We start from the raw sequence: 25,796 nt of genomic DNA, 5'->3' as shown, positions 1-25,796 counted from the left end.
TGACCGGGCTGTGAGAGCCAGGCTGTGAGAGCCGGGCGAGGTGTGACGTGCGGCGCAGTACTCCTGCTTCAATCGGCCGCCGGACTCTTCATGCTTCGCAACCGAACCTTGAGCATGGCCGCCTCGCGAAAGGCCTGCTGGACCACCAGCCGCAGCTCGTCGTCGTCCCATGGCTTGGTGAGAAACTTGTAGATGGCGCCTTCGTTGATGGCGGCGGTGACCGTCTTGAGGTCGGTGTAACCCGAGAGCACGATCTGGATGGCCTGGGGGTGGAGCTCCTTGACACGCTTGAGGAACTCCGTGCCGCTCATCTCGGGCATGCGCTGGTCGCTGATGACGACGTGCACCTCCTGGGTGGCCAGCAGTTCGAAGGCCTGCTGGGCGCTGTCGGTAGCAAGGATGTGATAGCCGTCACGACGCAGCGCGCGGGTCAGGGAGCGCAGGATATTGGGCTCATCGTCGAGCAGCAGCAGGGTCTGGCTACTGGCGCTGCCGTGCTGGTCGTCCTGCTGCAGCTGACTCGCGGCCTGGTTCTCATGCAGGAAGGTGATCAGGTCGTCGATGGGCATGGGGCGGGCAAAGTAGAAGCCCTGGTAGAGATCGCACATTTTCTTGCTGAGGTAGGCGTAGTGGGCCTGGGTTTCCACACCCTCGGCAAGGACCTTCAGCTGCAGCTGGCTGGCCATGGAGATGATGCCCTGGACGATGGCGGCGTCGCGGTGATCGCTGATGACTTCCCGTATGAAGGAGCGGTCGATCTTGATCTTGTCGATGGGCAGGTATTTCAGATAGCTGAGGCTGGAGAAGCCGGTGCCGAAGTCGTCGAGGGCGATAGTGATGCCCAGGCGGCGTAGCGTCTGGAGGATCTCGATGGCTTTCGTGGTGCTTTCCATCAGGATGTTTTCCGTGAGCTCCAGCTCGAGCAGGGGGGCTGCGAGCCCTGTCTTTTCCAGCGTCTCCAGTATGCCCGGCACAAAACTGGCCCGATGAAACTGCATGGGCGACACATTGACCGCCATGACGTACTCCCCAAACCCCAGGGCGTTGAGCCGAACGTTGTCGCGGCAGGCGGTGCGTAACACCCACTCACTGATGGGAATGATCTGTCCGGTATCTTCGGCCAGGCCAATGAACTCGGCCGGCAGGATGTAGCCACGTTCGGGATGATGCCATCGGATCAGTGCCTCGAAGCCGATGATTCTGCCGCTGGCGTCCTGGACCTGCGGCTGATAGTGCAGCTCGAACTGCTGCTGGTCGATGGCATGCTGCAGGGCATTGCGCAGCATGACTCGTCCGCTCGCCTTCTTTTCGAGACCCTCGGTGTACCACTGGTACGTATTGCGACCCTGACGCTTGGCCTGGGACTTGGCCTGATCGGCCTGCTGGATCAGTTGGGAGGGGTTCGCCACGCCACCCGGGTCCAGGGCGATGCCGATGCTGGCGGTCAGGTGCAGCTCGCTCTGTTCGATTCGATAGGGGCGAGCCACGCTGGCCAGCAGCCGCTCGACGACGAGGAGGACGTCACCTGGGTCGGCCAGGATGATGGCGAACTCATCGCTGCCACAGCGGGCTACGGTATCGCTGGCGCGTACCTGCTTGACCAGGCGAGAGGCCACTTCGACCAGTATCTGATCGCCCAGCACGTGGCCGAGGCTGTCGTTGATCGACTTGAAGTCGTCCAGGTCGATATAGAGCAGGGCGACACTGCCGACCTGGTGTCGGGCAGGGTGATAGCACTGCTGCAGGCGCTCCTCCAGTAGCGCGCGGTTGGGCAGCCCGGTGAGGGTGTCGTGAGTGGCATTGTGCGCCAGGCGCGATTCGTAGGCACGCTGGGTTGAAATGTCATTCTGTACGCCGATGAAGTGGCTGACCTCGCCGTTCTCGTCGAGCACCGGCGAGATATGGAGATCGTTCCAGAAGAGCGAGCCGTCCTTGCGATAGTTGCACAGGGTGGCGTGGGTATAGCGCTTTTCGGCAATGCCGCGCCGGATGACGGCCCGTGCCTCGGGGTCGGTATCGGGCCCTTGCAGGAAGCGACAGTTGCGGCCTATCACTTCCTGTCGAGAGTAGCCGGTGATGTGTTCGAAGGCCGAGTTGACATAGATGATCGGCAGGTCCGGGTGATCGGCTTCGGCGATGATGACCCCATTGACGCTCGATTCGATACCGCGCTCCAGGATGTGCAGCCGCTGTTCGTCATGCTTGCGCTGCGTGATGTCCCGTGCCACCACATAGATGACCGCTTCCGTTCCCAGGTCGGCATTGATCTCTACCCAGAGTATGGCGCCATGTGCATCACGAACGCGTACCTCCAGGGCGTGGACTCGCTTACCGGTCTTGATTCTCTCGATGGCAGCGTCGACCAGGGGCTGGTCTTCCTCCACGACCAGCTGGCTGTAATGGTGGCCGACAAACCATTGCTCCGAATAGCCGAGCAGCTGCTCGAAGACGGCGTTGGTCTGCAGGAACCGACCGTCGAGGTCGATCCGGCAGAACAGCTCCAGGGAGAGGGTGAAGAACTGATCGCGCTGGCGCAGGGCTTCGCGTAGTTCCCGCGGGCTGGGATCAGGCATCGCTTTCACCGATTCCAGGCTTGCACACCATCAGCGTATAGCTGGTGCCCTCGACCTCTTCGAGCTTGCGCAACTTGTCGATCAGGTGCTGGGTCAACTCCTTGCCTTCATTGAGCAGCAGGATGCCGGTTGCTGAATGAATATCCTGTCCCAGGATCATGCCCGGCTCGAGTTGACGGGTCTCAAGCGACAGCATGGTCTTCCCGGCCTGGCCCAGGTCCGGGGCCTGGTCGACGCACAGTGTGATGAAGGCCTTGCAGAGAGCGGGGTCATAGACGCGCCCAGAGAGCTTGCGCATCAAGTCCAGGGCCTGCTGGCGCGGGACCTTGCGGGGCAGGATCATGCCGCGCTGGAGCTCGATGAAGTCGACTGCCAGTGCCAGCAGGCGTGACCCGTAGGGTATGGCCTCGCCCTTGAGGCGGTTGGGGTAGCCGTCCCCATTCCAGTGTTCCCGGTGGTGGCGAATGAGCCGGGCGGTCCCTTGCAGGTGCTCCAAAGACATCAGCAGGCTTTCGCCGGTTTCCGGGTAGCGACGGTAGGCCTTGCGATCCTCGCCGAAGAGGCGCTCCGAGGGGGTGGTCAGCATGCGGTCATTCCAGGCCAGCTTGCCGAGGTTGTACAAGGCGGCCGACATGAGCAGGTCGCGCCGGAGTTCGCCCTCGAGCTCATGGGTATCGGCAAACGCCTGGATCAGGTCGCCGACCTGGGCATTGGCGTGCAGATGGCGCGGCATGCGCTGGGTGATGAGCGACGAAAAGACGCGAGTGGCCATGACATAGCTGTGCTTCAGCTCGTCATAGGCGGTGTCCAGCATGTCGGCGATCTGCTTGAGCTCCTGGGTGCGCGCCTCGACGCGCTGTTCCAGCGTGGCGTTGAGCTCGATGAGTTCCTGGTTCTGCTGCTGGGTCAAGGCTTCAAGGCGTTTCTGTTCGCGCTCGGCCAGCTGATGGGCGACGGCCTGGCGAAGCGTAAGGCGCAGCTTGTCGTCGTCCCAGGGTTTGGCGATGTAGCAATAGATATGGCCTTCGTTGATGGCGCGGACCGTGGCCTGCATGTCGCTCTGCCCGGTCAGCAACACACGGATGCAGTCCGGTGACAGCTGGTGGACCCGGCTCAACAGTTCCGCACCGTCCATGCCCGGCATCATGGCATCGGAAACCACCAGGTCGACGCTCTCCTGTTCCAGTATCTCCAGTGCGGCTTCGCCACCGCTGGCCGTCAGGACACGATAGCTTTCACCACGCAGCACTCGTTTGAGAGAAGAGAGGATATTGGGCTCATCGTCCACCAGTAGCAGGGTGGCCACGGGAGCCTGAGGTGTCGCAGGGTCGGGCAGGGTCTGGTTGGCTTCAGCAGTCAAGGTGAGCCCTCCTCATGGTCAACGCCCTGGGGATGTTTGACTGCAGCAGCTGTGGATTCGCCTGCCTCAGGTCGCATAGCGACCGGCTCATGCGGGCTGCATCGTGATCCTGCATATCGACTCCCCATCCTGGTGGAGCAATCTATGCCTGAAACGGCATGATCCTCACACTTAGATCGGCAGGCGGGGGCTCGGCTTGAGGGTTACTTGGGAAAATTCTTCCGGCGTGTGATGGCAGAAGGGGTCAGGAAAGGTCCTTGGCGAGGGGCCTGTCGGGCTGGTGGTTGAGGCTGTCCGGCGCGATCGCGGATGCCGTGGTCACTGCCAGGTCGGGGGCCTGCTCGAGGCTGAGCTGGATGAAGGCGGCACACAGCTCAGGGTCATAGACACGCCCCGAGAACTTGCGCAGTAGCTCCAGGGCCTGCTGACGCGGCAGCTCGCTCGGCAGGATCATGCCACGCTGCAGTTCGACGAAGTCGACGGCCAGCCCCAGCAGTCGAGCCCCGTAGGGGATGGCTTCCTGCTCCAGCTGGTCGGGGTAGCCGCTGCCGTTCCACCGCTCGCGGTGATGGCGAACGAGCCGGGCGGCTCCCTGAAGCGGGTCCAGCGACATCAGCAGGCTCTCACCGGTTTCGGGGTAGTGCTGGTAGGCTTTCTGTTCCTCGCCGAACAGGCGTTGAGAGGGTGTGGTAAGCAGGTGGTCGTTCCAGCTCAGCCGTCCCAGGTTGTAGAGCGACGCCGCCATCTGCAGGTCGCGTTGTAGCTCGCCTTCCAGCCCATGCACCTCGCTGAAGGCCTGGAGCAGGGCGCAAACCTGGGCATTGGTCTGCAAGCGGTGGGGCAGTCGCTGGTTGATCAGCGATGAGAATACCTGGGTGGCAGCGACATGGCTGCGCTCCAGTTCGGCATTGGCGGCATCCAGCATGGCGGCAAGTTGCCCCAGCTCCTGGCTGCGAGCCTCGACGCGCTTTTCCAGGCTGGCATTGAGCTCGCTCAGCTCCCGGTTCTGCTCCCGGGTGAGTGCCTCGAGCCGCTTCCGTTCGCGCTCGGCCCGCTGGTGGGCGAGAGCCTGGCGAAGGGTCAGGCATAGCTCCTCCGCCTTCCAGGGGATGCCGATGAAGCTGTAGATATGCCCCTCGTTGATGGCACGCACGATGGCGCTCATATCGCTCTGGCTGTCGAGCAGTATGCGCAGACAGTCAGGCCAGCCCTGCTGGATGCGGTTCAGGAGGTCGATGCCGCCCATGTCGGGCATGCGCGCGTTGGCCATGACCAGGTCGATCTCTTCGGCATCCATCAGCGCCAGTGCGGCTTCGCCACCGTCGGCGGTCAGCAGGCGGCAGCCCTCCGGCTGCAGGGTCTCCGCGAGGAGTGCGAGGGTATCGCCATCGCTGTCGACCAGCAGCAGCGTGGCGCGAAGGGGCTGTGTTTCCGGCTCTGCTGCCTGTGTCGACGCGGTCATTCCTGCCTGCGCAATATCGTCACTGTGACTATCGGTTTGCGGCATCCGCCCCTCCCGGCTCCAGGTTGTGCGCCAAGCTAGAGATTCGCCAGCACTGCGTCGACGCTGCTCTTGTCGACCACACCGCGTTCGGTATCGACACCGATATACTGCACCACGCCATCGTCGGCGATCAGTGCGTAGCGCAGGCTGCGCAATCCCATGCCGGCGGAGCTCCGGTCGTTCTCCAGGCCTGCCGCTCGTGTGAAGTCGGCATTGCCGTCGGCCAGCATCAGGATAGCCTGGGCATTCTGGTCCTTCTGCCAGGCGCCCATGACGAAGGCATCGTTGACCGAGAGGCAGGCCAGGGTATCGACGCCACGCGCCAGCACCTCGTCGGCTTTCACCACGAAGCCCGGCATGTGCGTGTTGGAGCAGCCCGGAGTAAAGGCGCCAGGTACGGCGAAGAGCACGACACGCTTGCCCGCGAACAGCTCACCGGTGGCGATATCTTCAGGACCGTCTGGCCCGTTGGTCTTGAGGGTGACGTTCGGGATGGTGTCGCCTGCGGAAAGAGGCATGCATTGACTCCTGGGTTGAGGGGCGGCCTGCTGTCGAGCAAGTTACGGTGTTCAACTGCCCTGGTAGGCGTCGAAGACTTCCTGCCCGGTCATGTTGTGGGTTTCGTTGGCGAAGGTATAGTAGTTCGGCTTCTGGTCGATGAAGATCTGGCTATCGAAGGTCCAGGCCTCGCCGCCGTCGACCAGGCCCACCGGGATGGCATAGTGGTCGCCGGTCTTCAGGCGGAAGAAGAGATGGGTCCCGCAGCGCTGGCAGAAGCCCCGTTCGGCCCATTCCGAAGAGGCGTAGACCGTGATGTTCTCCTCGCCTTCCATCTCGACTTCGCTGACCGACTCCAGGGCCAGCATCGGGCCGCCGCTCCAGGTCCGGCACATGCTGCAGTGGCAGGCGCCCAGGTTTTGCTTGCGGGCGACTACGCCGAGCCGTACGGCACCGCAAAGGCAGCTTCCGCGTGCGGTCATTCCATCCATCGTTGCTTCCTCCCGATTTCGGTAGGCGTTTCATCGCGAGCCGTCACCAGGCTCCGGTAATTTCGACATAGACATAGACATAGACATAGACATCGACAGTGTAACGGCTAGGCCAGGCTTGGGCCTGTGTCCCGTTTCAACCCTGACCATCGCCCGGCGACTTTTCAGACAAAGCTTAGTCCGGCGCTGAGAAGGCCGGGCGATGGAATATGGCGGCCACTTCCACCTCGGCCAGGCCGGTGAGACCGGGCTCCGGGGCCTCGGCGCCGGCGAGCACCGACAGCACCGTTCTCACGCCGCGGGACAGGGAGAGCAGGTGATACCCCCCTTCCAGCACGAAGACCAGCCGACTGTCACAGTGCTTTTTGGCCAGGTCCTGCAGCATGCGCGTCATTGACGCGAAGCCCTCGTAGGAGACATTCAACGCCAGGTCGAAAGGGTGAGGGTCGAACCCGACCGATACCAGTATCAGGTCCGGTTGAAAGGAGTTCGTGGCGGGGACCAGGATGTCCTCGAAGGCCTTGAGGTAGGCTCGGTCGCCGGCTCCTGCCGGCATGGGCACATTGACGGTGGTGCCTTCACCGAGGCCCACGCCGACATCCTCGAGGTTGCCGGTGCCGGGATAGAAGGGGGAGGCACGGTGGATATCGAAGAGCATCACGTCGGGGTCGGCCCAGAAGATGTCCTGGGTACCGTTGGCGTGATGGGCGTCCCAGTCGACGATCAAGACGCGCTCGCAGCCAAGCTCCGCCCTGGCATGGGCCGCTGCCACGGCCACGTTGTTGAACAGGCAGAAGCCACGGGCGCGGACAGGTTCGGCGTGATGGCCGGGTGGCCGAACCAGGGCGAAGGCGCTCTGGGTTCGCCCCTCGATGACGGCTTCCACCGCGGCGATGGTGGTGCCGGCGGCCACTTCTGCCGCCTCGACGCTCCCGGGGGAGACGGCGGTGGTATCGACGTCGAGCCAGGCATTGTGGCCGCGCAGTTCGTAGACATGGTCCAGATAGGAGCTGGTATGGACTCGCCCCAGCTGTTCGCGAGTGGCGGCTTTGCCACTCTCGAATAGCAGGCCGGGTACCGGTTCGAGTTCGAGCAGCTGTCGAATGGCGGTCAGCCGTCCGGCATGTTCCGGGTAGACCCAGGGCACCTTGAGTGCCGACAGTAGTTCGCGCACACGCCGATCCATGCGCCCCGGCAGGAAGGGGGCATCGGAATCCGGTTTATGTGCCAGGACTCGCTCATCGTAAAAGACGGTTACCTGGTTTGCATCGGCCACTGGCAATACTCCTTGCAACGGCGCTGGGGAATTGAGCGGTACAGCGCTTCATCCATATGGGCAAGGATAGTCGAGGGAGTGGCGATATGTCGTTTTCTGGCGGGGCGTCATGGCGACGAGAGGGCCTCGGCCGGCACGGCGGTTTCCTGGATCATGGCGTGGAGCGCCGCGGCGGCCGCCGAGAGGGCGTCACGCCGGCGCATCACGATCCCCAGTTCGCGGCGGATGGTCGGTGTCACCAGGGGGCGGTGGTCGATACCCTGCGAGGCGATCTGGCGAAAGCTGAGCGAAGGCAGCACGCTGATCCCCAGGCCGGCGGCCACCATGCGTCCTACCGTGGCGATCTGGCTGGCATCGCAGATAATATCCAATGGCTGGCCCACTTCCGCCATGATGCGATCGATATCCTGGCGTGAGCTGGAAAGACGATTGATGCCGATGAATGGCTGTCTCGCCAGCTGCGCCCACTCGACGCTTGTCTGCGCAAGCAGCGGGTGTCCCAGGGGGCAGACCGCCACGTAACGGTCCACGAGTACCGGCTCGAAGACGAGATCCTCGGCATCCTGGGGCGATACCGACAGCCCCATGTCGGCGCGTCCCTCGCGCACCATCTGGTTCACCTGCTCGGCCAGCACGTCGTGCAGGCTCAGGTTGATGCGCGGGTAGCGGGCGTGAAAGTTGGCGATGATTCCCGGCAGCAGGCCGGCGGCCAGCGTAGGCAATGCCGCCACGGTGACCTTGCCGCGCTGCTTGGAGAAGCGTTCGCCGAGGTCGGCGAAGGCTTCGTTCCAGTCGTTGAGCAGGCGCACGGCCACCGGCAGGAAGGCGTCACCTTCCGGGGTAAGCGTCAACTGGCGAGTGGTGCGTGAGAACAGCGGGCCGCCCACCGTCTCTTCCAGCTTGCGAATGGCGATGGAGATGGCCGGCTGGGACAGGTGAATGCGCTCGCTGGCCTCGGCCAGGCTGCGGGAGTGGGCGACGGCAACGAAGGCCCTGAGCTGTTGAATGCTGGGGTTCATTTATAAAGTAAAACACACTTTAAAAACTATTCAATATACAAAATAGTCGACGCCCACCATTCTGCTACTGGGACTTCCATCCTTCTCTCATCCGGTTTGCCAAGCAACCATTCCGGTATCCAGTTCATCACAGCAAGTCATCACAACAAGTCATCACAACAATGAGCCCACCGCCGGGCCAAGGAGCCACCATGAAAACGCCAATCAAGACGATGCTCACCGCCATGGCCGCCAGCGTCGGCCTGCTTGCCGCCGCGTCTGCCGTCCAGGCCAACGAACGCCTGCTGATCGGCTCGACTTCGAGTTCCTCCAGCCACTATGGCTACTTCGTCGCCGTCAACCAGATCATCAACAGCCAGGTCGACGGTGTCAGTGCGTCGGTTGCCGAGACCGGCGCCACCGTGGACAACCTGCGCCGCCTCGGCCGCAACCAGATCGACATGGGGCTGGTGACCACCAACACCGGCTACCATGCCTATGCCGGCCTCGAGGATTTCGACGGTCGCCCCGTGGATAGCCGGCTGCTGTGGGTCTATACCGTGGCGCCCCAGAACGTGGTGATGCGCCAGGATGCCGGCGTCACCACTCTCGAGGAGCTCGAGGGGGTTCGCTTCAACCCGGGGATTACCGGTTCGGCCACCGAGAGCACCACCGAAGCTGTACTCGAGACCCTTGGCATCGCGCCTGACTACGTGCGCGGTTCCACGACGGACGTAGTCGACTCCATCAAAGACGGGCGTATCATGGGCTATGCCAAGTCCGGCGTCGGCAATCGCCTGGATGGGTCGACCATGGATATCGCCACCTTCACGCCGATCAGCGTGCTGTCGCTTTCCGACGAACAGGCCGAGACGCTGCGCGCCGAGATGCCGGACGTGGCCATCGTCGATATTCCGGAAGGCGCCGGCGAGGGCATTCCCGCCTATACCACCTGGGCCTTCGGCGTGGCCGTGCATGCCCACCCGGACCTCGACGAGGAGACCGCCTACCAGATCGTCAAGGCGGTGATGGAGAACCCCGAGCCCCAGGCCAATGCCTTCTCCGCGGTACGTGACGCCGACCTCGCTAGCATGACCCTCGAGGTGGGTACCGTGCCGCTGCATGCCGGTGCGGCCCGTTATTTCGAGGAGCAGGGCCACGAGATTCCCGATGCCCTGAAGCCTGCCCAGTAACGGCGATCGATAGGTGCCTGCCATGCGCGCGAACCTGACTAAAGTGCTGGCCCTGATGCTGGGCGGGCTGATTCTCTATACCTCGGCCACCGGCCCCTTCGAGAGCCTGGTCCAGCGCAGCGTCTTTCTCGCGCTGGTGATCCTGCTGGGGCTGGTCGTCTACCCGCTGGGGGCCGGCAAGCGCTGGCGCCCGCTGGGGTTGGCCGTCGACCTGGCCCTGGCGGTGGGCGTAGTGCTGGCCTGCGGCTACGTGGCCATGAACCATGACCGTATTCTGGTGGAGCTGCCCTGGGCATCGGCCCGGGACATGCTGTTCACCGGCGTATTGCTGGTGGCCATTCTCGAGCTGTCGCGCCGCGCCATCGGGGTGATCTTCCCGCTGCTGGTGATGGCGGGGCTGGCCTATGCCTGGCTGGGGGCCGCCATCCCCGGGCCGCTGGGGCACCGTGGCTTCGATGTCTACTACATTACCGAGACCATCTACCTGGGGGACCTGGGCGTCTGGGGCATGCTGGTGGGTGTGGCGGCCACGACCATTGCCGCCTTCGTGCTGTTCGGCTGCCTGCTGCTGCACACCGGTGGCGGCCAGACCTTCATGGACATGGCGCTGCGCATCAGCGGCCGCTCGCCGGGCGGGGCCGCCAAGGTGGCCACCGTGGCCTCGGGGCTGTTCGGCATGGTCAGCGGCAGTGCGGTGGCCAACGTGGCCACCACCGGCAACTTCACCATCCCGATGATGAAGCGGCTCAACTACCCGCGGCCCTTCGCCTCCGGCGTGGAGGCGGTGGCCTCCACCGGCGGCCAGATCGCTCCGCCGATCCTGGGGGCGGCGGCCTTCATCATGGCCGAGATCCTCGGCGAGAGTTACCTGCGCATCGCGATTGCCGCGCTGCTGCCGGCGATCCTCTTCTACCTGGGGGTCTTCCTGACCATCCATCTGGTGGCGAAGCGCCGCAACCTGCAGGTGGTGCCCGACGACGAACTGCCCACCTGGCCCGAAGTGCTTCGCCCCGAGCGAATCATCCCGATCCTGGCGGCGCTGGGCGGGCTCTTCTACGGGGTGCTCAGCGGACGCTCGATCCAGATGTCGGCCTTCTACGGCATCCTGATGACGATCCTGACCTTCGTGCCCTTCGCCTTGCTGGTGAAGATGCCGCTGCGCGAGATAGCCGGCAAGCTGCTCTCGGGACTGATGGATGCCGGCAGGGGCATGGTGATCATCGGCGTGTTGCTGGCCGGTGCCCAGATCCTGGTGGCGATGATCGGCATGACCGGTATCGGCGTGACCCTGGCCAGCCTGATCGTCAATGTCGGTGGCGAGTCGCTGTTCCTGGTGGCCTTTATCGTCGGTGGCGTGTGCCTGATTCTGGGCATGGGCATTCCCACTACTGCCGCCTACGTGCTGGTGGCGTCGGTATTGGCGCCGGCACTGACCACCATCGGCGTCGAGCCGCTGATCGCCCACCTCTTCGTGTTCTACTTCGCCACGCTGTCGGTGATCACCCCGCCGGTGTGCGTGGCCGTGTTCGTCGCGGCGGGCATTGCCGGCACCAACTGGCTACCGGCGGCGGGGGAGGCCGTACGCCTGGCGGCGGCGATCTACGTCATTCCCTTCCTGCTGCTGATCTACCCGGCACTGGCCGGCTTCGGCAGTTGGGTCGATATCCTGCTGGCCAGCTCCCAGGGCGTGGTGTTCGTGCTCGCCTTCGCGTCGCTGATGTCGCGGGTAGCGATCACCGGCAGCCGTATCCTGGACGTGGCGGGACTGCTGCTGGTGGTCGGGCTGGCGCTGACGCCCGGCTGGTTGACCACGATAGGCGCCCTGCTGGTGCTGGCGGGGCTCTATGCCCGTAACCGACAGCGGATTTCATCGACGGCCCACGCTTCGGGTTCAGGCACGCCGAAGCCCCAGGGCGTCCATGCCAAGGAGACGCACCCATGACCTTCCTGTTGGGTAGCGGGGCCGGCTTCTCCGGTGACCGTACCGATGCGGCGATTCCCGTCGTGGCCGAGCTGATTCGCCGCGGACAGCCATCGGCCCTGGTCTTCGAGACCCTGGGGGAGCGCACCCTGGCCGCCGCGCATCGGGCCATGCGCGATGAGCCCGACGCGGGATACGAGCCCCTGCTGGCCGAACTCTTGGCACCGGTGCTGGGCGATTGCCTGAGCCATGGCATCACCATCCTCGGTAACTTCGGCGCCGCCAATCCGGATGGCGCCTGCCATGTGGTCGCCGAACTGGCCGGGCGCGCTGGCTTTCCCCAGGCGCGGATCGGCCGGGTCCATGGCGATGATATCCGGGCGCATCTTTCCAGCCTCGACCTGCAGCGCTGGGAGGCGGAAAACCGCGACCTGCCCGGTGAGGAGACGCTGATCTCCGCCAACGTCTACCTGGGCGCAGAGCCGCTGGCCGAGGCGCTGGCGCTGGGAGCCGAGGTGGTGGTGACCGGGCGAGTGGCCGACCCGGCGCTGTTTCTGGCTCCCCTGGTGCACCATTTCGGCTGGGCCTGGGACGACTGGGATCGCCTGGCCGCCGGCATGATGGCCGGCCACCTCGCCGAGTGCGGGGCCCAGGTCAGCGGCGGCTATTTTGCCGATCCGGGATGCAAGGAGGTGCCCAACCTGGCGACGGTGGGCTACCCGATCATCGAGGTGGAGGAGGACGGCAGCCTGGTGGTCACCAAGCCCCCGGGCACCGGCGGCTGCGTGACCGAACGTACCGTCAAGGAGCAGCTGCTCTACGAAGTCCACGATCCGGCCAACTACCTGACGCCCGACGTGGTGGTGGATCTCACTTCCGTCGAGGTCAGGCAGGTCGGACCCGATCGGGTGGCGGTCAGCGGCATTCGCGGCAAGGCGGCGCCGCAGCGGCTCAAGACCACGGTCTGCTACGAGGGCGGCTGGCAGGGCGAGGCGGAGATCTCCTATGCCGGACCCAACGCCCTGGCCCGGGCGCAGCTCGCTGCCCAGGTGCTGCGCGAGCGGCTGACGTTTCGTGCGCCGCCGGAGCTGCGTACGCGACTGGATATCGTCGGTCTTGCCAGTGTCTTCGACAGCGATGCCGGCGACCTGCAGCGCACGATGCCAGCCAGCGCCAGCGGCGACTACCGCCTGCGGCTGGCCGCGGAACATGCCGAGCGACGCTGGGTGGAGCGTGCCACCCAGGAGCTGCTGGCGCTCTACTGCGCCGGCCCGGCGGGTGGCGGCGGCGTGCGCCGTCATTTTCAGCGGCGGGTATGCACGGCCTCCTACCTGGTCAAGCGCAGTGACGTGGAAGCCTTTGCCACGCTGTTCGAAAAAAGGAGTCACTACCATGTCGCCAGTTGAACCGACCCTGGTGTCACCTTCCGAGCGGTCGCCGGGTCAACCGCTCGACGATAGCGTCACGGTGCCGCTCCACCGCCTGGCCCATGCCCGCGCCGGCGACAAGGGGGACCGCCTCAACCTGGCGCTGTTCGCCTACGATCCGGATCACTACGCCCTGTTGCTGGAGCAGGTCACCGAGGAGCGCGTGCTGGCGCTGTTCGCCCACCGCGGTGCCAGCCGGGTACGGCGCTACCCGATGCCGGGCCTGGCCGGGATGAACCTGGTGATAGACGACGTTTTGCAGGGTGGGGTCAACGGTGCGCTCAACCTGGACGGCCATGGCAAGACGCTCTCGTTTCTGCTGCTGGGGTTGGAGGTCCCGGTATCGTCGATACCCCGGGATTGACGGCTTGTCCCCAACGCAACACGGCCACCCGCAGAGGTGGCCGTGTTGCGTTGGGTGTGCCTTGCGCTGCTTCTCGTGGGGGAAGCACAGCACCTCCTGGCGGTAGTAGTCGTAGCGTGGATCAGCGCAGCGACAGGGCACCGGCACCGGTGTCTTCACCCACGGCATCCTGGTAGGCGGCTGCCTCTTCGGCTTCGGTCTCCGGGGAGAAGCGCACCAGCAGGGCGCATGAGGCCAGCACCAGCACGGCCAGGCCAAGGTAGAACAGCCCCTGCTGATAGGTGATCGCTTCCGAACGGAACAGGAAGGCGGCCGCCACGGCGCCCACGTTGCCGCCGGCACCGACGATGCCGGCCACGGCGCCCAGGGCCTTCTTGTTGATGAAGGGCACCACGCCATAGGTTGCACCCTCGGCCATCTGCACGAAGAGGCTGAATACCAGCATGATGCCGATGGCGTAGGAGAGCACGTGCATCTGCGAGAAGGCGACCAGGGCGATGCCCTCACAGATCAGGGCGATGAACAGCCAGCGTACCCGGCCCTTGAGCCCACCGTTCCTGGCGAACAGGTCGGAGAAGATGCCGCCCATGGTGCGGGCGAAGACGTTCATCAGCCCGAACAGCCCGGCGATCATGCCGGCGGTGGCCAGCGTCAGGTCGAAGTGATCGAAGAAGTAGATGGCGGCAATGTTGTTGATGGTCAGCTCAACGCCGAAGCAGATGGCGTAGACCACGAACAGTGCCCAGACGCGGATGTCCTTGGCGGCCGCCAGGAAGGTCTGGCCGGCACCGCTGTCGCCGTTGGCCTGGGGAAGCTCGCCCCGGGCGCGCAGGTCCTCGAAGTTGCCGTTGGGCGCATCCTGGGTGAAGCGGTAGTAGCAGATGCCGGTGATGAACAGCACGATGCCGGGCACCACCATGGCCAGGCGCCAGCCGAGCGTCTCGCTGACACCCAGCATCAGCAGGCCCGAGAAGATCAGCGGCATCAGGATCTGGGTGGTACCGCCACCCAGGTTGCCCCAGCCGGCGCTGGTGGCGTTGGCGGTGCCGACCACGTTGGGCGCGAACATCATGGTAGTGTGGTACTGGGTGATGACGAAGGAGGCGCCGATGGCACCGATCGCCAGGCGTGCCAGCAGGAAGGTCTCGAAACTGTTGGCGAAACCGATACCCATCACCGGAATCGAGCCCAGGATCAGCAGGCCGGAGTAGGCCTTGCGCGGCCCGATGCGGTCGCAGAGCACGCCGATCAGCAGGCGCACGATCACGGTGATGGCAACCGATGCGATGATGGTATTGCCGATCTGGGTCTGGGTGAGGGAGAGATCTTCACGGACCACCGCCATCAGCGGGGCGATACCGAACCAGCCGAAGAAACAGATGTGAAAGGCGAACCACGAGAAGTGGAAGGCCCGCATCTGCGGGGTACTGAAGTTCAACAGGCGAATCCTGTTGGCCTTGTTGAGGATTTCCATGAGTCAGGCCTCGCGCTTGATGGGTAGCGATTACGGAGAACGAGTCCTTCATCGTTGAAGGTCAGGTTCGACGCACTCGTACTCCGGAGAGCCTGGTCCACGCCTACCACTCTTTGATCTGCATCAAGCAATCAGCTTGCCATTATTCTGTTTATCTCTTTATTTCAATTATTTAGTAGGAAATAGCGGCTTGCCGGCAGCGGCAGGTGCGGCTGTCGGGGAGAAACGATGGTGCAGTGCGAAAGGGCCATGCCCCGCAATGGTGCCATCGGCAGCTCGGTGGCGGCCGCCACCGAGCTGCCGGGCCAAGGGTCAATTCATGGCCACCTGCTGGCTATCACTCTGGCAGGCCAGAAAGGCGGAGCTCTCCAGCCACTCCGAGTCGGGATAGTAGGCGAAGAGGTACTGGTCTTCCTTGATGCTGTCGATCAGCGGGTAGGTGACTTCCTGGCGTACGGCGGGGCAGCCCTGGCTGCGCCCCAGCCGGCCGGTCTTCTCGATGAAGGCCTCGCTGACGTAGTCGGCGCCATGGATGACGATGGCGCGCTGGTAGGCGAGGTCATTGATGCCTTCCTCGAGGCCTTCCAGGCGCAGCGAATAACCGTTGCGGCCGTAGTAGCTGTTCATGGTGCGAAACAGGCCCAGGCTCGACTGGTGGCTGCCGTAGACATTGGAAAAGACCTCAGCCATGGCATCTCCCGTACCCTGGCCGTGAGAGACCAGCTCTTCGAACATCAGCCGCTTTTCCGCCAGGTCGAAGACCCATAGGCGTGGCTCGGTCGAGGGGCGCGAGAAGTCAATCACTGCCAGGCGCTCGGCATTCGGTTCGGCGCAGGCCAGGGCATTGGCGGCGAGCTGGAGCACATGGGGGTCGGCATCTGGCGCCAGGCGGGTCAGGGTAAACCCAAGGGGGGCCTCGTACTGCGGGTCGGCGAGCAGGGCCTGGGCCAGGAAACCGCCGGCCTGAGCGACAGGCGCGGCGAAAAGCAGGGTGGCAAGCGCGGGGCAGGAGAGGCGTGGTAGCGTGAAGTATCGGGTCATGGCCGGCCTGTATGCAGCTCGTCGGGCCGTGTCGCGCAATGCCATCGGCGACACGGCCCGGGTAGAGGGTACGGAGCCAGTGTCCGTGGGCTCCGGATAAAAGCACTATTATGAAGACATGGGCCAGGAAGGCCAGGGCGTCTATCAACGGATTAGGGGTACATCATGCGGGTATTTGTCACGATCGGGTTTGTACTGGCTCTTGTGTCGGGAATGGCGGGGGGCGGCCAGGTCGAGGCGCCGGCGACCGGCAGGGAGGGTGCCGGTGATGTCGCGCAAGCCATCACCCACCTGGTCGAAGGCGAGGAGGATAATCTGCAGGCCTTCTACGACGCTCGCGGCCATCGCCCGGCCTGGCATGACGGCGAGACGGTGGCGGCCTTCGCCGCGGCGCTGCATACGCTCGATACCGATGGGCTCACGCCGCAGGACTATCAGGCCGATGGCCTGGTGGCTGCACATCGCCAGGCCTATGCCGAGGGGGATAACGAGGGGAGTATCGAAAGAGAGGCGCGATTCGACCTGCATGCCAGCCGGGTGCTGCTGACGGCACTCACCCACCTCCAGCGGGGCAAGGTGGATCCACGTGCTATCGATAGCGACTGGGATATCCCCATAGCGGCTGCCGAGCTGGATCCGAAAGCCATTTCCCGGGCGGTGGATGCCCAGCGCTTCGAGCAGGCCTTTGCCGAGGCGCGTCCCGCCTATGCGCCCTATGAGCGACTCCGCTCTGGCCTGGCCCGATACCGGGCCCTCGAGCGGTTGGGTGGATGGGAGAGCCTGCCCTCTCGGCAGCGGGCGCTGCGCCCGGGGGACATCGATGACGATGTGCTGCTGCTGCGGGAGCGCCTGGCCATCATGGGGGAAGTCGAGCTCATGGCCGCTGCCATCGAGGCCTTCCCGGGGGCCGTGCTGGATGGGGCCGATTCGCGGCGCTATGACGCCAAGCTCGAAGCGGCCGTACGGCGCTTCCAGCGCCGCCATCTGCTGGAGGCGGACGGCATCGTCGGTGCCCAGACCCTGGCCGCCCTGAATGTGCCGGTGGAGGAGCGCATCGATCAGATTCGCCTGAACATGGAGCGGGCCCGCTGGCTGTTGCATGGCCTGCCGGAATCCTTCGTGCTGGTGGATATCGCCGGCTATCGACTCAGCTACTTTCGCCCCAATGGGGAAATCTGGCGTTCACGGATCGTGGTGGGGCGACCCTATCGGCGTACACCGTCGCTGCGCTCCGAGATCACCCACATGACCGTCAACCCGACCTGGACGATTCCCCCGACGATCCTGCGTGAAGACGTGCTGCCCGCGGTGCGCCGGGACCTGGGCTACCTGTGGCGTGAGCGGATCCAGGTGCTCAGTCCTTCGGGCGCGCCGCTGGATCCCTGGGAGATCGACTGGTCGCGGCCGGGCAATGTCGTGCTGCGCCAGAGTCCCGGGCCGCATAATGCGCTGGGGGAGCTGGTGGTCCGTTTTCCCAATAACCATATGGTCTACCTGCACGATACCCCGTCCCAGGGCCTCTTTTCCCGGGAGCAGCGAGCCGCCAGTTCTGGCTGCATTCGGGTGGAGAATATCGGCGAGTTCGCTCAGCTGCTGTTCGACGATACCGACAGCGGCCACGATGTGCGGGCGCAGATCGACCGCGGGGAGACCCGCAATGTGCGGCTTGCGGAGCGCATGCCGGTGATCCTGCACTACTGGACCGTGCATCCGGCCGAAGATGGTCAACTGGCCTTTCGGCCCGATATCTACGAGCGCGACGATGCGCTGCTCCAGGCGCTGGATCGGCCGTTGGCGCTGTAATCACGATGGATGAACAATAAAGGCCCCGGTCACATCCTGTGACCGGGGCCGTGGCTAAGCCAGGCGTGCCCCGCAGCGGGGACAGGTTTCATGCGCGCTTTCGGCTGCGGCGGGTTTGGCGCCGGCATCAACCTCGGCATCAACCCTGGCATCAGCAACGGTAGCTACTGCTCGCTCCACAGCGGAGCGCTCCGGGTGCAGCGGCACCAGCTTGCCGCGTTCCCAGCGCAGGCCGATGTCCTTGAGCATGCGGGGGTCGCAGTCGCGCAGCGAGGCATCACGACGACGGTTGGCGTAGTGGGTGCGCACGGCGCGCAGCAGACGATAGGTAATGCGTAGTAGTGCCATGATCTCGGTCTCCTTGGTGCAGGAGGCCGGGACTTGTGCGCGAACAGGATATGACCGGAGGCGGTGATACTTGGCCGCGACAAGTGCCGCGGCCAGGGTCCTTCAGGTGTCGATCTTGCGACGGCTGGCACACGGCAACGGGCGTACTCGCATTGCGTTTTTATTGACGCAATGTAGTGGGCTCGTTGTAGCGATGCGGGCTTGCCAGCGCATGATGGATCCGTCCTGAGGGGTGTCGTTGGTGAAAGGGAAAGAGGTCGTCTCGAGACGACCTCTTTCTTTTTAGCCAATCGCTGATCAAGCGTCAACTGATGGAGCGTATCAAACTGTAGCTGGGGCAGCGTCGGTCTCAGCGATACCCCTTGGCTTGCAGGCGGAACAGCCGGGCATAGCGGCCGTTGGCGGCCAACAGCGTCTCGTGATTGCCCTGCTCGATGATCTCGCCACCGTCGATGACCAGGATGTGGTCGGCGGCGCGCACGGTGGAGAAGCGGTGGGAGATGAGAATGGTCATCTTGTCCCGGCTGTGTTCGCGAAAGTCGTCGTAGACGGCGGCCTCGGCGGCGGCATCCATGGCGGCGGTGGGTTCGTCCAGCACCAGGATGTCGGCGCTCTCGCGCATATAGGCCCTGGAGAGGGCGATCTTCTGCCACTGGCCGCCGGAGAGCTCCTGGCCACCCTTGAACCAGCGACCGAGCTGGGTGTGATAGCCCCCCGGCATGGCACTGATGAACTCCTCGGCGAGCCCGCGGCGAGCCGCCTGCTGCCAGCGTGCCTCGTCCTCGAAGGAGGCCACGTCGCCGGCGCCCAGGTTCTCGCCCACCTTCATCTGGTAGCGCACGAAATCCTGGAAGATCACGCCGATGCGTCGACGCAGGGTCTGCACGTCCCAGTCGCGCAGGTCGCTGCCATCGAGCAGGATTCGCCCTTCGTCGGGTTCGTAGAGCCGAGTCAGCAGCTTGATCAGGGTGGTCTTGCCGGAGCCGTTGGCGCCGACCAGGGCCAGGCTGCCGCCGGGCGTGACATGCAGCGAGATGCGGGTCAGCGCCGGCTTGTCGGCGCCGGGATAGGTGAAGCTGACGCTCTCGAAACGGATGCCGTCACCGGGCCGGGCTCCCTGCGTGAGGGTGCCTCGCTCGGCTGCCACCGGCTGCTCCAGGTACTCGTAGAGGTTCGACAGGTAGAGATTGTCCTCGTACATGCCGCTGATCGAGGTGAGGCTCGCCGAGAGCGCCGCCTGGCCCTGCTTGAAGACCATCAGGTACATGGTCATCTCGCCCAGGGTGAGCTGGCCGGTGACGGTTTCCACCACCACCCAGGCGTAGGCGCCGTAGAAGGCGGCCGTGCCCAGCAGGCCAAGCAGGAAGCCCCAGGTCTCCCGGCGTATCGTCAGCCGCCGGTCCTCGCCGTAGAGCGTGTCGAAGATGGTGCGGTAGCGCGAGAGCAGCAGCGGCTCGAGGCCGAAGAGCTTGACCTCCTTGATGCTGTCCTCTCGTGCCAGCACCGTCTCCAGGTACATCTGCATGCGGGTCTGGGGCGAGCGCCAGCGAAACAGCCGGAAGGCATCGCCGGAAAACTTGGCCTCCGAGGCGAAGACCGGCAGGGCGCCGACCACCAGGATCAGGATCGCCCAGGGCGAGAACTGCACCAGCAGCACGCCAAAGCTCACCAGGGAGATGGCGTTCTGCATCAGCGAGAAGGTCTTGTTGACCAGGCCGAGCGGGCGAATCGAGGCCTCGCGCCGGGCCCGGGTCAGCTTGTCGTAGAACTCGGAATCCTCGAACTGGGCAAGCGACAGGGTGCCCGCCTTCTCCAGGATCATCACATTGACCTTCTGGCCGAGCAGGGCGCGCAGCAGCGACTGCTGTCCCGAGAGCCCGCGCTGGGCCATGGCGATGGCGGCGATGACGCCGGCTTCCGCCAGTACGTAGCGCAGCACAGGCCACCATTCGACCTCGCCGGTGTCGCGATGATGGGCCATGGCGTCGACCACCGAGTCGACGATGAGCTGGCCGATCCAGGCGGCAACGGCCGGCAATATGCCGGCCACCAGGGTGCAGATGGCCAGGCCCACGGTCAGCGGGCGCGAGGTCTGCCACACCAGGGCCAGCGCTCGCCGGCTATAGCGAAACACGCCAAAGAAGGCGCTCAGGCGATTGCCTGCGGGGGGCGGGGTCGGGATGGCATTGCGTGAATAGGACGAGGACAAGGGCGTCTCCGGAAGGGTCCTGGCTCAGCGTCCGTTCTGGTCAGTCAGGGCTATCCTGAACGAACCGACGCCCCACCGGTAGGGCGGGGCGTCGGGTATAGGGCGCAGGCGCGGCGTCAGTCGTCGTCGCTGCCCGATGCCTGGGCCACCACGGTGCCGGTCTCTCCGGAGCGCAGGACGGCCAGCAGCGGTTCGGCTTCCTGCTGGAAGGCCATCAGCCGCTCTCCATCGAGGCTCTGGCTTTCCGGCAGCTCTACCTTCATGGCGTCGACCGCGGTGTTGTTGACGATGACCTCGTAGTGCAGGTGAGGGCCGGTGCTGCGGCCGGTATTGCCCGACAGCGCGATGCGCTCGCCCATCGACACCCGGTCGCCGCGGTTGACCAGCGGACGCGACAGGTGGAGGTAGCGGGTACGATAGCCATTGTCATGACGTACCACCAGGTAGCGGCCTGCCACCGGGTGATTGCCGACCTTCTCGACGCGACCGTCCGCCGGAGCCTGGACCGGCGTGCCCACCGGCATGGCCCAGTCGGTGCCCCGGTGGGGGCTGACCCGCCCGGTGACCGGGTGAGTGCGCCGCGGGTTGAAGCTGGAGCTCATGCGGTAGCTGCCCTCGAAGGGGTAGCGGCTGAAGGCGGGGTCGAGGCTCTGGCCATCGGGGGTATAGTAATTGTTGTCGGCGCTGTTACGCACCAGGGTGAGGTCCATGCGCGCCCCTTCATACTGGATCGCCAGTATGCGGGAGTCGAAGCTGGCACCGTCGATGATGTCGGACTCGATCAGCACCTGGAACTCGTCACCGCGGCGGGTATCGCGGCGGAAGTCGAGCTTCTTCTCCAGCAGCCGTGAGATCTGGGCGACTTCGGTGCTGGAGAGGCCGGTGGCCTGGGCGGAGCGGGCAAAGCTGCCGCTGACGCTACCGGCGAACAGTCGCTGCGTGGCCTCGCCGGCCCGCTCGATGGTGGCCACATCGAAGCCTTCCTCTTCGCGTTCCAGCAGGAAGCCTTCGCGGGCATTCTTCATGACCCGCATGGCCATCAGCCGATCCTGCTCATCCAGCTGGTACTCGAAGGTGTTGCCGGCTCGCCAGTGGGTCAGGACTCGCTGGTCCGGCAGGCTTTCCAGCAGTCGGATCGCTTCGCTGTAGCCAAGGCCCAGTTCGTTCTGGGCCAGCACGGCGAAGGTGTCGCCCTGCTGCACGGTATAGGTCCGCCACTCGGGCACGAAGGGCTCGTCGGCGACGACTTCGTGCTCGAAGACGATGGGCCCATCCTCGAAGAATGCCAGCTCCGCGTCGTCATACTCCTCATAGGAGGTGGCGTCGGCGGCCAGCGCTTCGTCATCGGTATGGGTATCGTCCAGCATGCCGCTGGCCAGGGTGCCGATGACCATGGCCATGTGCAGCGCACCGGAGTCCAGGGTGGTGACCAGTTCGACGCTGGAGGCTTCCGGGGCGATGGCGGCAACCGTCTCGTCCGGCTCCGGCTCCACCTTCGGCGGCGAGGCAAGGAGTTCGGGAGCGGTGTTGGCATCGGCGACACGGGCCACGGCTGTCCCGTTGAGATCGATGATCTCGGTGGGCTTCAACTGGGAAAGGGGGATGTAGCCGCGGGTGGCGTCGATGGCCTGGGTGGCGACCTCGATGGCATCGGCTACCGAGTAGCGGTCGCTGTTGAGCGAGGGGAGACCGGGTTGGGTTTCAGGCGCCAGGGGGTACAGAACGGTCTCGGGTATCTGCCCCTGTCGCTGGGTGTTCTCGACGAGAGTGACAATCTTGTGTGCGCCCAGCACTGTGACCATGGTGGCAACGGGTAACAGTAACAACTTATGCGTGCGGGGCAGCGAATGAAGGATTCGCAACATGGTGTTCGGCCATATAAATAGGTGACATGAATATAAAAAGGCATGGGAACCTTAACCCATGATATATGGTATGCCTAGACTGTAAGAATATACAGCTAAGCATCCCGGGGAGAATTGTCCCTTCTCTCCCGGGTCATGTCACTATTTTCGAACACCGTTCCTCAATGTTTCCATTGAACGGTAACGGGGCAGAAAACACAACCCCTGTACGGCTGGCGTGCAAGCAGGATGGATGAAGCCGGCAGGCCGGACGGCCTCAGAGTGCGGTGAAGGTGCCGTTGCGGTAGTCCGCCAGGGCCTGCTCGATCTCGTGGGGATGGTTCATCACGAAGGGACCATAGTGGACGATAGGTTCGCGGTGGGGCGTGCCGGCAAGAATCAAGCACTGGGCGCCATCCTGGCTGTGCAGGGCCAGTCGCTGGCCCTCACCGAGACGTGCCAGTTGTCCTGCACCCACGGGCTGGCCGTCGATCGTCAGCTCCCCCTCGAAGACATAGACCGCCAGGGTTTCGTCGGCCATGAGCAGGTTCAGCGTGCCACCGGCGGAGAGCCGGGCATGACCCACGGCACCCTTGCCTGCCAGGGCGTCCAGCGGCCCTTCCACGGCATCGTCATCCTCGTTCTGCCAGCGGCCACCCAGCGCTATCAGCTCGGCCCGATCGCCCTGCAGATGTGGCATTTCGCCACTGCGCACATCCCGGTAGGTGGCCGGGCTGAGCTTGTCCCTGGCGGCCAGGCTGAGCCAGAGCTGGAAGCCGTGGAGACCATGGCTGTCGGTCAGGGGCATTTCGGAATGCACGATACCCCGACCGGTGTGCATCCACTGGGCGTCGCCGGCGCGAATGGTGCTCGTATGGTCGAGATGATCCTCGTGGGTGAGTCCGCCATGCAGGATATAGGTCAGGGTCTGGATGCCGCGATGGGGGTGGGGCGGGAAGCCGCCGATGTAGTCGTCGGGGCTGTCGGATCCCAGCTCGTCGAGCATCAGGAAGGGATCGAGGCCGCCATCGAATTGGTGGATGCGCTGGATCTTGACCCCGTCACCGTCCTGGCTGGGCTGGCTGCGCACCAGGTTGAGGATGCGACGGGTCTCGAGGGTGGCGGCCATGGGGAGTGACTCCAGAATTGGGGATATAGCTGGCATTCTAGGGCGGAATTTTCGAAACTTAAGCGCATAGTTTTGCAAACTTCATTCGAGGAAATCGAATATGTCTCGTGTCACTCTGGCCCAATGGCAAATGCTGGCGGCCGTGGTGGACCACGGTGGCTTTGCTCGAGCCGCCGAAGTGGTACACAAGAGCCCGTCGACGCTCAACCATGCGGTTCACAAGCTGGAGCAGCAGCTCGGCGTGAAGGTGCTGGAGCCGGTGGGGCGGCAGGTGAGGCTCACCGAAGCCGGTGAAATGCTGCTGCGCCGGGCGCGACAGCTGATCGAGAGCGCCGAGGCGCTGGAGGATGTGGCAGGGCGGCTGTCGGAAGGGCTTGAAGCGGAGGTGGTACTGGCGGTTGACCAGATATTTCCTCCCCAGGCGCTGGCGGTGGCACTGAGTCGCTTTTCTGCCGCCTTTCCTCATGTGCGGGTGCAGCTGCATGAGACGGTGCTCAACGGGGGTATCGAGATGCTCTACGATGGCCGCGCCGACCTGGTGGCATCCGGCCTCTCCGCGCAGGGGTTTCTCGGCGAGCCGCTGGGCCAGGTGCGCTTCATCGCCGTGGCCCACCCGGAACACCAGCTGCATCGGCTGGATCGACAGCTCGACCTGCGCGACCTGCTGCGCCACCGCCAACTGGTGGTGCGTGACTCGGCGCTGCGCCAGTCGATGGATTCCGGCTGGCTCAAGGCCGAGCAGCGCTGGACCGTCAGTCACCTGGAAACCTCGATCGACATGGTGCGGCGTGGCCTGGGCTTCGCCTGGTTGCCGGACACCCGTATCGCAGCGGATATGGAGGCTGGCGGGGTCAAGGCCCTGCCACTGACTGCCGGCGGCGTTCGAGAAATTCCCATACAGTTGATTTTTCGAGACCGGGATCGTGCCGGACCCGCGACCCATGCCATGGCCGAAGCGCTCCATGGTGCGGTTGCCAGCGAGTGTCCGACGGATGCAGAGAGAGGTGATTCGATTTAGTCGTATGAATGTGGCCAAAAACTGCACTTGAGCGTCGAGAAAATCGGCTTAATCTGATGGCAGACACATCATCTGACCGGGGGCTCATCATGGGGCTGTTGATCGACGGCAAGTGGCAAGACCAGTGGTACGACACCAAGAAGCATGGCGGTGAATTCGTCAGGGAATCCGCCAAGCTGCGGGACTGGATCACCGCGGACGGCGAGGCCGGGCCCGGGAGCCAACCGGGGCTTCCCGCCGAGGCGGGGCGCTACCACCTCTATGTCTCGCTGGCCTGCCCCTGGGCGCATCGCACCCTGATCCTGCGCAAGCTCAAGGCGCTGGACTCGCTCATCGGCATGTCATACGTGAGTCCCCTGATGCTGGACCAGGGCTGGACCTATGACCGGCAGGAAGATTCGAGCGGCGACCCCGTCAACGGCGTCTCCTTTCACCATGAGCTCTACACCATGACCGACCCCCGCTACACGGGGCGGGTGACGGTGCCGGCGCTGTGGGACAAGCGGGAAGGGCGCATCGTCAACAATGAATCCGCCGAGCTGGTGCGCATGTTCAACGATGCCTTCGATGACTTGACCGGCAATCGGCTGGACTTCTACCCGGCCGACCTGCGCGAGACCATCGATGCGGTCAACGACGATGTCTATGACCACATCAATAACGGCGTCTACAAGTCGGGCTTTGCCACCGAGCAGGCCGTGTACGAGAAGCACGTGCTGGCGCTGTTCGAGTCGCTGGATCGCATGGAGGCGAGACTTGCCGAGAATCGCTACCTGGCTGGCGAATGGCTGACCGAGGCCGATATTCGCCTGTTCACCACCCTGGTGCGCTTCGATGCCGTTTATCACGGCCATTTCAAGTGCAATCTGCGCCGCATCGAGGACTACTCGAATCTCTCGAACTACCTGCGCGAGCTCTACCAGTGGCCGGGTATCGCCGACACGGTGGACTTCGGGCATATCAAGCGCCACTACTACTACAGCCACGACACCATCAATCCCACTCGCATCGTGCCGGCAGGCCCGCTGCTCGAACTCGACCGCCCCCACGACCGGGAGCGGTTGGCGGGGAAGGGGGTACGAGAAAAGGCATGAAGCAGGAAGGGTGGGGACGGTATCACGGCTGGCAACACCGCCGGGAGGCTAGCGCCTCCAGTCGTGATCTAAAGATACTCCTACAAATGCTTATCTCTCATTTGGTCTAGAGGATCGCTGTTGGAGCGCTGCTCCGCATCGCGACTGGCGCCGGCAGGCGCCCTGGCGGAGGCTGCCGGAGTTGGCAACAACCGCGCCCATCGGCAACACCGCCGGGAGGCTAGCGCCTCC

At 64.4% G+C, this 25,796-nt stretch carries 20 protein-coding genes; 7 read left to right on the top strand and 13 right to left on the bottom strand.

What is annotated here, in order from left to right; genetic code table 11:
• Positions 1-68: 68 nt before the first annotated feature.
• The 7 genes from LY622_RS00490 to LY622_RS00460 form a co-directional block, all read right to left on the bottom strand.
• Entirely contained in the window at positions 69-2,573 is a 2,505-nt protein-coding gene (locus LY622_RS00490) for an EAL domain-containing protein (RefSeq protein WP_234289092.1), read from the bottom strand.
• On the bottom strand, positions 2,566-3,933 hold the full coding sequence (gene nosR / locus LY622_RS00485; RefSeq protein ID WP_234289091.1) for a response regulator c-di-GMP phosphodiesterase, NosR family: 1,368 nt from the start codon (positions 3,931-3,933) through the stop codon (positions 2,566-2,568). Before nosR (LY622_RS00485) ends, LY622_RS00490 begins: the two co-directional genes overlap by 8 nt.
• 244 nt (positions 3,934-4,177) lie before the next feature.
• A complete protein-coding gene (gene nosR, locus LY622_RS00480) occupies positions 4,178-5,440 on the bottom strand; it encodes a response regulator c-di-GMP phosphodiesterase, NosR family (RefSeq protein WP_234289090.1) in 1,263 nt (420 codons plus the stop codon).
• A gap of 32 nt (positions 5,441-5,472) precedes the next feature.
• Positions 5,473-5,955 carry a peroxiredoxin gene (locus LY622_RS00475; RefSeq protein ID WP_234289089.1) on the bottom strand — a complete coding sequence of 161 codons (483 nt, stop codon included), beginning with the start codon at positions 5,953-5,955 and terminating at the stop codon, positions 5,473-5,475.
• Between the two features lie 51 nt (positions 5,956-6,006).
• Positions 6,007-6,426: a GFA family protein gene (locus tag LY622_RS00470; RefSeq protein WP_234289088.1), complete on the bottom strand. Its 420-nt coding sequence runs from the start codon at positions 6,424-6,426 to the stop codon at positions 6,007-6,009.
• Between the two features lie 175 nt (positions 6,427-6,601).
• The gene (locus tag LY622_RS00465) at positions 6,602-7,702 is read right to left on the bottom strand and encodes a histone deacetylase family protein (RefSeq protein ID WP_234289087.1); all 1,101 of its coding nucleotides are present in this window, start codon (positions 7,700-7,702) and stop codon (positions 6,602-6,604) included.
• Positions 7,703-7,809: 107 nt separating this feature from the next.
• Positions 7,810-8,721, bottom strand: a complete 912-nt coding sequence (locus LY622_RS00460) for a LysR family transcriptional regulator (RefSeq protein WP_234289086.1) — start codon at positions 8,719-8,721, stop codon at positions 7,810-7,812.
• 191 nt (positions 8,722-8,912) lie between these two features.
• On the opposite strand from LY622_RS00460, the gene LY622_RS00455 reads away from it, so the two are divergent.
• From LY622_RS00455 to LY622_RS00440, 4 genes are read left to right on the top strand one after another with little or no spacing between them, the layout of a single operon-like run.
• Positions 8,913-9,893, top strand: a complete 981-nt coding sequence (locus LY622_RS00455) for a TAXI family TRAP transporter solute-binding subunit (protein ID WP_234289085.1) — start codon at positions 8,913-8,915, stop codon at positions 9,891-9,893.
• 22 nt (positions 9,894-9,915) lie between these two features.
• A complete protein-coding gene (locus LY622_RS00450) occupies positions 9,916-11,835 on the top strand; it encodes a TRAP transporter permease (RefSeq protein WP_234289084.1) in 1,920 nt (639 codons plus the stop codon).
• Positions 11,832-13,220, top strand: coding sequence for an acyclic terpene utilization AtuA family protein (locus LY622_RS00445; protein WP_234289083.1), 1,389 nt, complete (start codon positions 11,832-11,834; stop codon positions 13,218-13,220). Before LY622_RS00450 ends, LY622_RS00445 begins: the two co-directional genes overlap by 4 nt.
• Positions 13,207-13,605 (top strand): AtuA-related protein, encoded by a 399-nt coding sequence (locus tag LY622_RS00440; protein WP_234289082.1) that lies wholly within the window; start codon positions 13,207-13,209, stop codon positions 13,603-13,605. The genes LY622_RS00445 and LY622_RS00440 overlap by 14 nt, the downstream gene beginning before the upstream one ends.
• A 121-nt stretch (positions 13,606-13,726) precedes the next feature.
• Here the strand turns inward: LY622_RS00440 and LY622_RS00435 are convergent, their stop codons facing one another.
• Positions 13,727-15,079, bottom strand: a complete 1,353-nt coding sequence (locus LY622_RS00435) for a NarK family nitrate/nitrite MFS transporter (RefSeq protein ID WP_234289081.1) — start codon at positions 15,077-15,079, stop codon at positions 13,727-13,729.
• Between the two features lie 312 nt (positions 15,080-15,391).
• Entirely contained in the window at positions 15,392-16,120 is a 729-nt protein-coding gene (locus LY622_RS00430) for a murein L,D-transpeptidase catalytic domain family protein (RefSeq protein ID WP_234289080.1), read from the bottom strand.
• Between the two features lie 165 nt (positions 16,121-16,285).
• Here LY622_RS00430 and LY622_RS00425 point away from each other — a divergent pair, with 165 nt between their 5' ends.
• A complete protein-coding gene (locus LY622_RS00425; RefSeq protein WP_234289079.1) occupies positions 16,286-17,923 on the top strand; it encodes a L,D-transpeptidase family protein in 1,638 nt (545 codons plus the stop codon).
• Between the two features lie 54 nt (positions 17,924-17,977).
• Here the strand turns inward: LY622_RS00425 and LY622_RS00420 are convergent, their stop codons facing one another.
• From LY622_RS00420 to LY622_RS00405, 4 genes are all read right to left on the bottom strand, one after another.
• Positions 17,978-18,271 (bottom strand): hypothetical protein, encoded by a 294-nt coding sequence (locus tag LY622_RS00420; protein WP_234289078.1) that lies wholly within the window; start codon positions 18,269-18,271, stop codon positions 17,978-17,980.
• A 349-nt stretch (positions 18,272-18,620) separates the two neighbouring features.
• Entirely contained in the window at positions 18,621-20,453 is a 1,833-nt protein-coding gene (locus LY622_RS00415; RefSeq protein ID WP_369413698.1) for an ABC transporter ATP-binding protein, read from the bottom strand.
• 143 nt (positions 20,454-20,596) lie between these two features.
• Positions 20,597-22,345, bottom strand: coding sequence for a peptidoglycan DD-metalloendopeptidase family protein (locus LY622_RS00410; protein ID WP_234289077.1), 1,749 nt, complete (start codon positions 22,343-22,345; stop codon positions 20,597-20,599).
• A 256-nt stretch (positions 22,346-22,601) separates the two neighbouring features.
• Positions 22,602-23,453 carry a pirin family protein gene (locus LY622_RS00405; RefSeq protein WP_234289076.1) on the bottom strand — a complete coding sequence of 284 codons (852 nt, stop codon included), beginning with the start codon at positions 23,451-23,453 and terminating at the stop codon, positions 22,602-22,604.
• A 100-nt stretch (positions 23,454-23,553) separates the two neighbouring features.
• Between LY622_RS00405 and LY622_RS00400 the strand changes: the two genes are divergently transcribed.
• Together LY622_RS00400 and LY622_RS00395 are read left to right on the top strand one after the other, a co-directional pair.
• The gene (locus LY622_RS00400) at positions 23,554-24,471 is read left to right on the top strand and encodes a LysR family transcriptional regulator (RefSeq protein ID WP_234289075.1); all 918 of its coding nucleotides are present in this window, start codon (positions 23,554-23,556) and stop codon (positions 24,469-24,471) included.
• Between the two features lie 89 nt (positions 24,472-24,560).
• Entirely contained in the window at positions 24,561-25,565 is a 1,005-nt protein-coding gene (locus LY622_RS00395; protein ID WP_234289074.1) for a glutathione S-transferase family protein, read from the top strand.
• Positions 25,566-25,796: the final 231 nt, after the last annotated feature.

The sequence above is a fragment of the Halomonas alkalisoli genome (assembly GCF_021412585.1).
GTDB lineage: Bacteria > Pseudomonadota > Gammaproteobacteria > Pseudomonadales > Halomonadaceae > Halomonas > Halomonas alkalisoli.
Note: the sequence above shows the minus strand (reverse complement) of the source record. Positions and strands in the feature narration are given on the sequence as shown.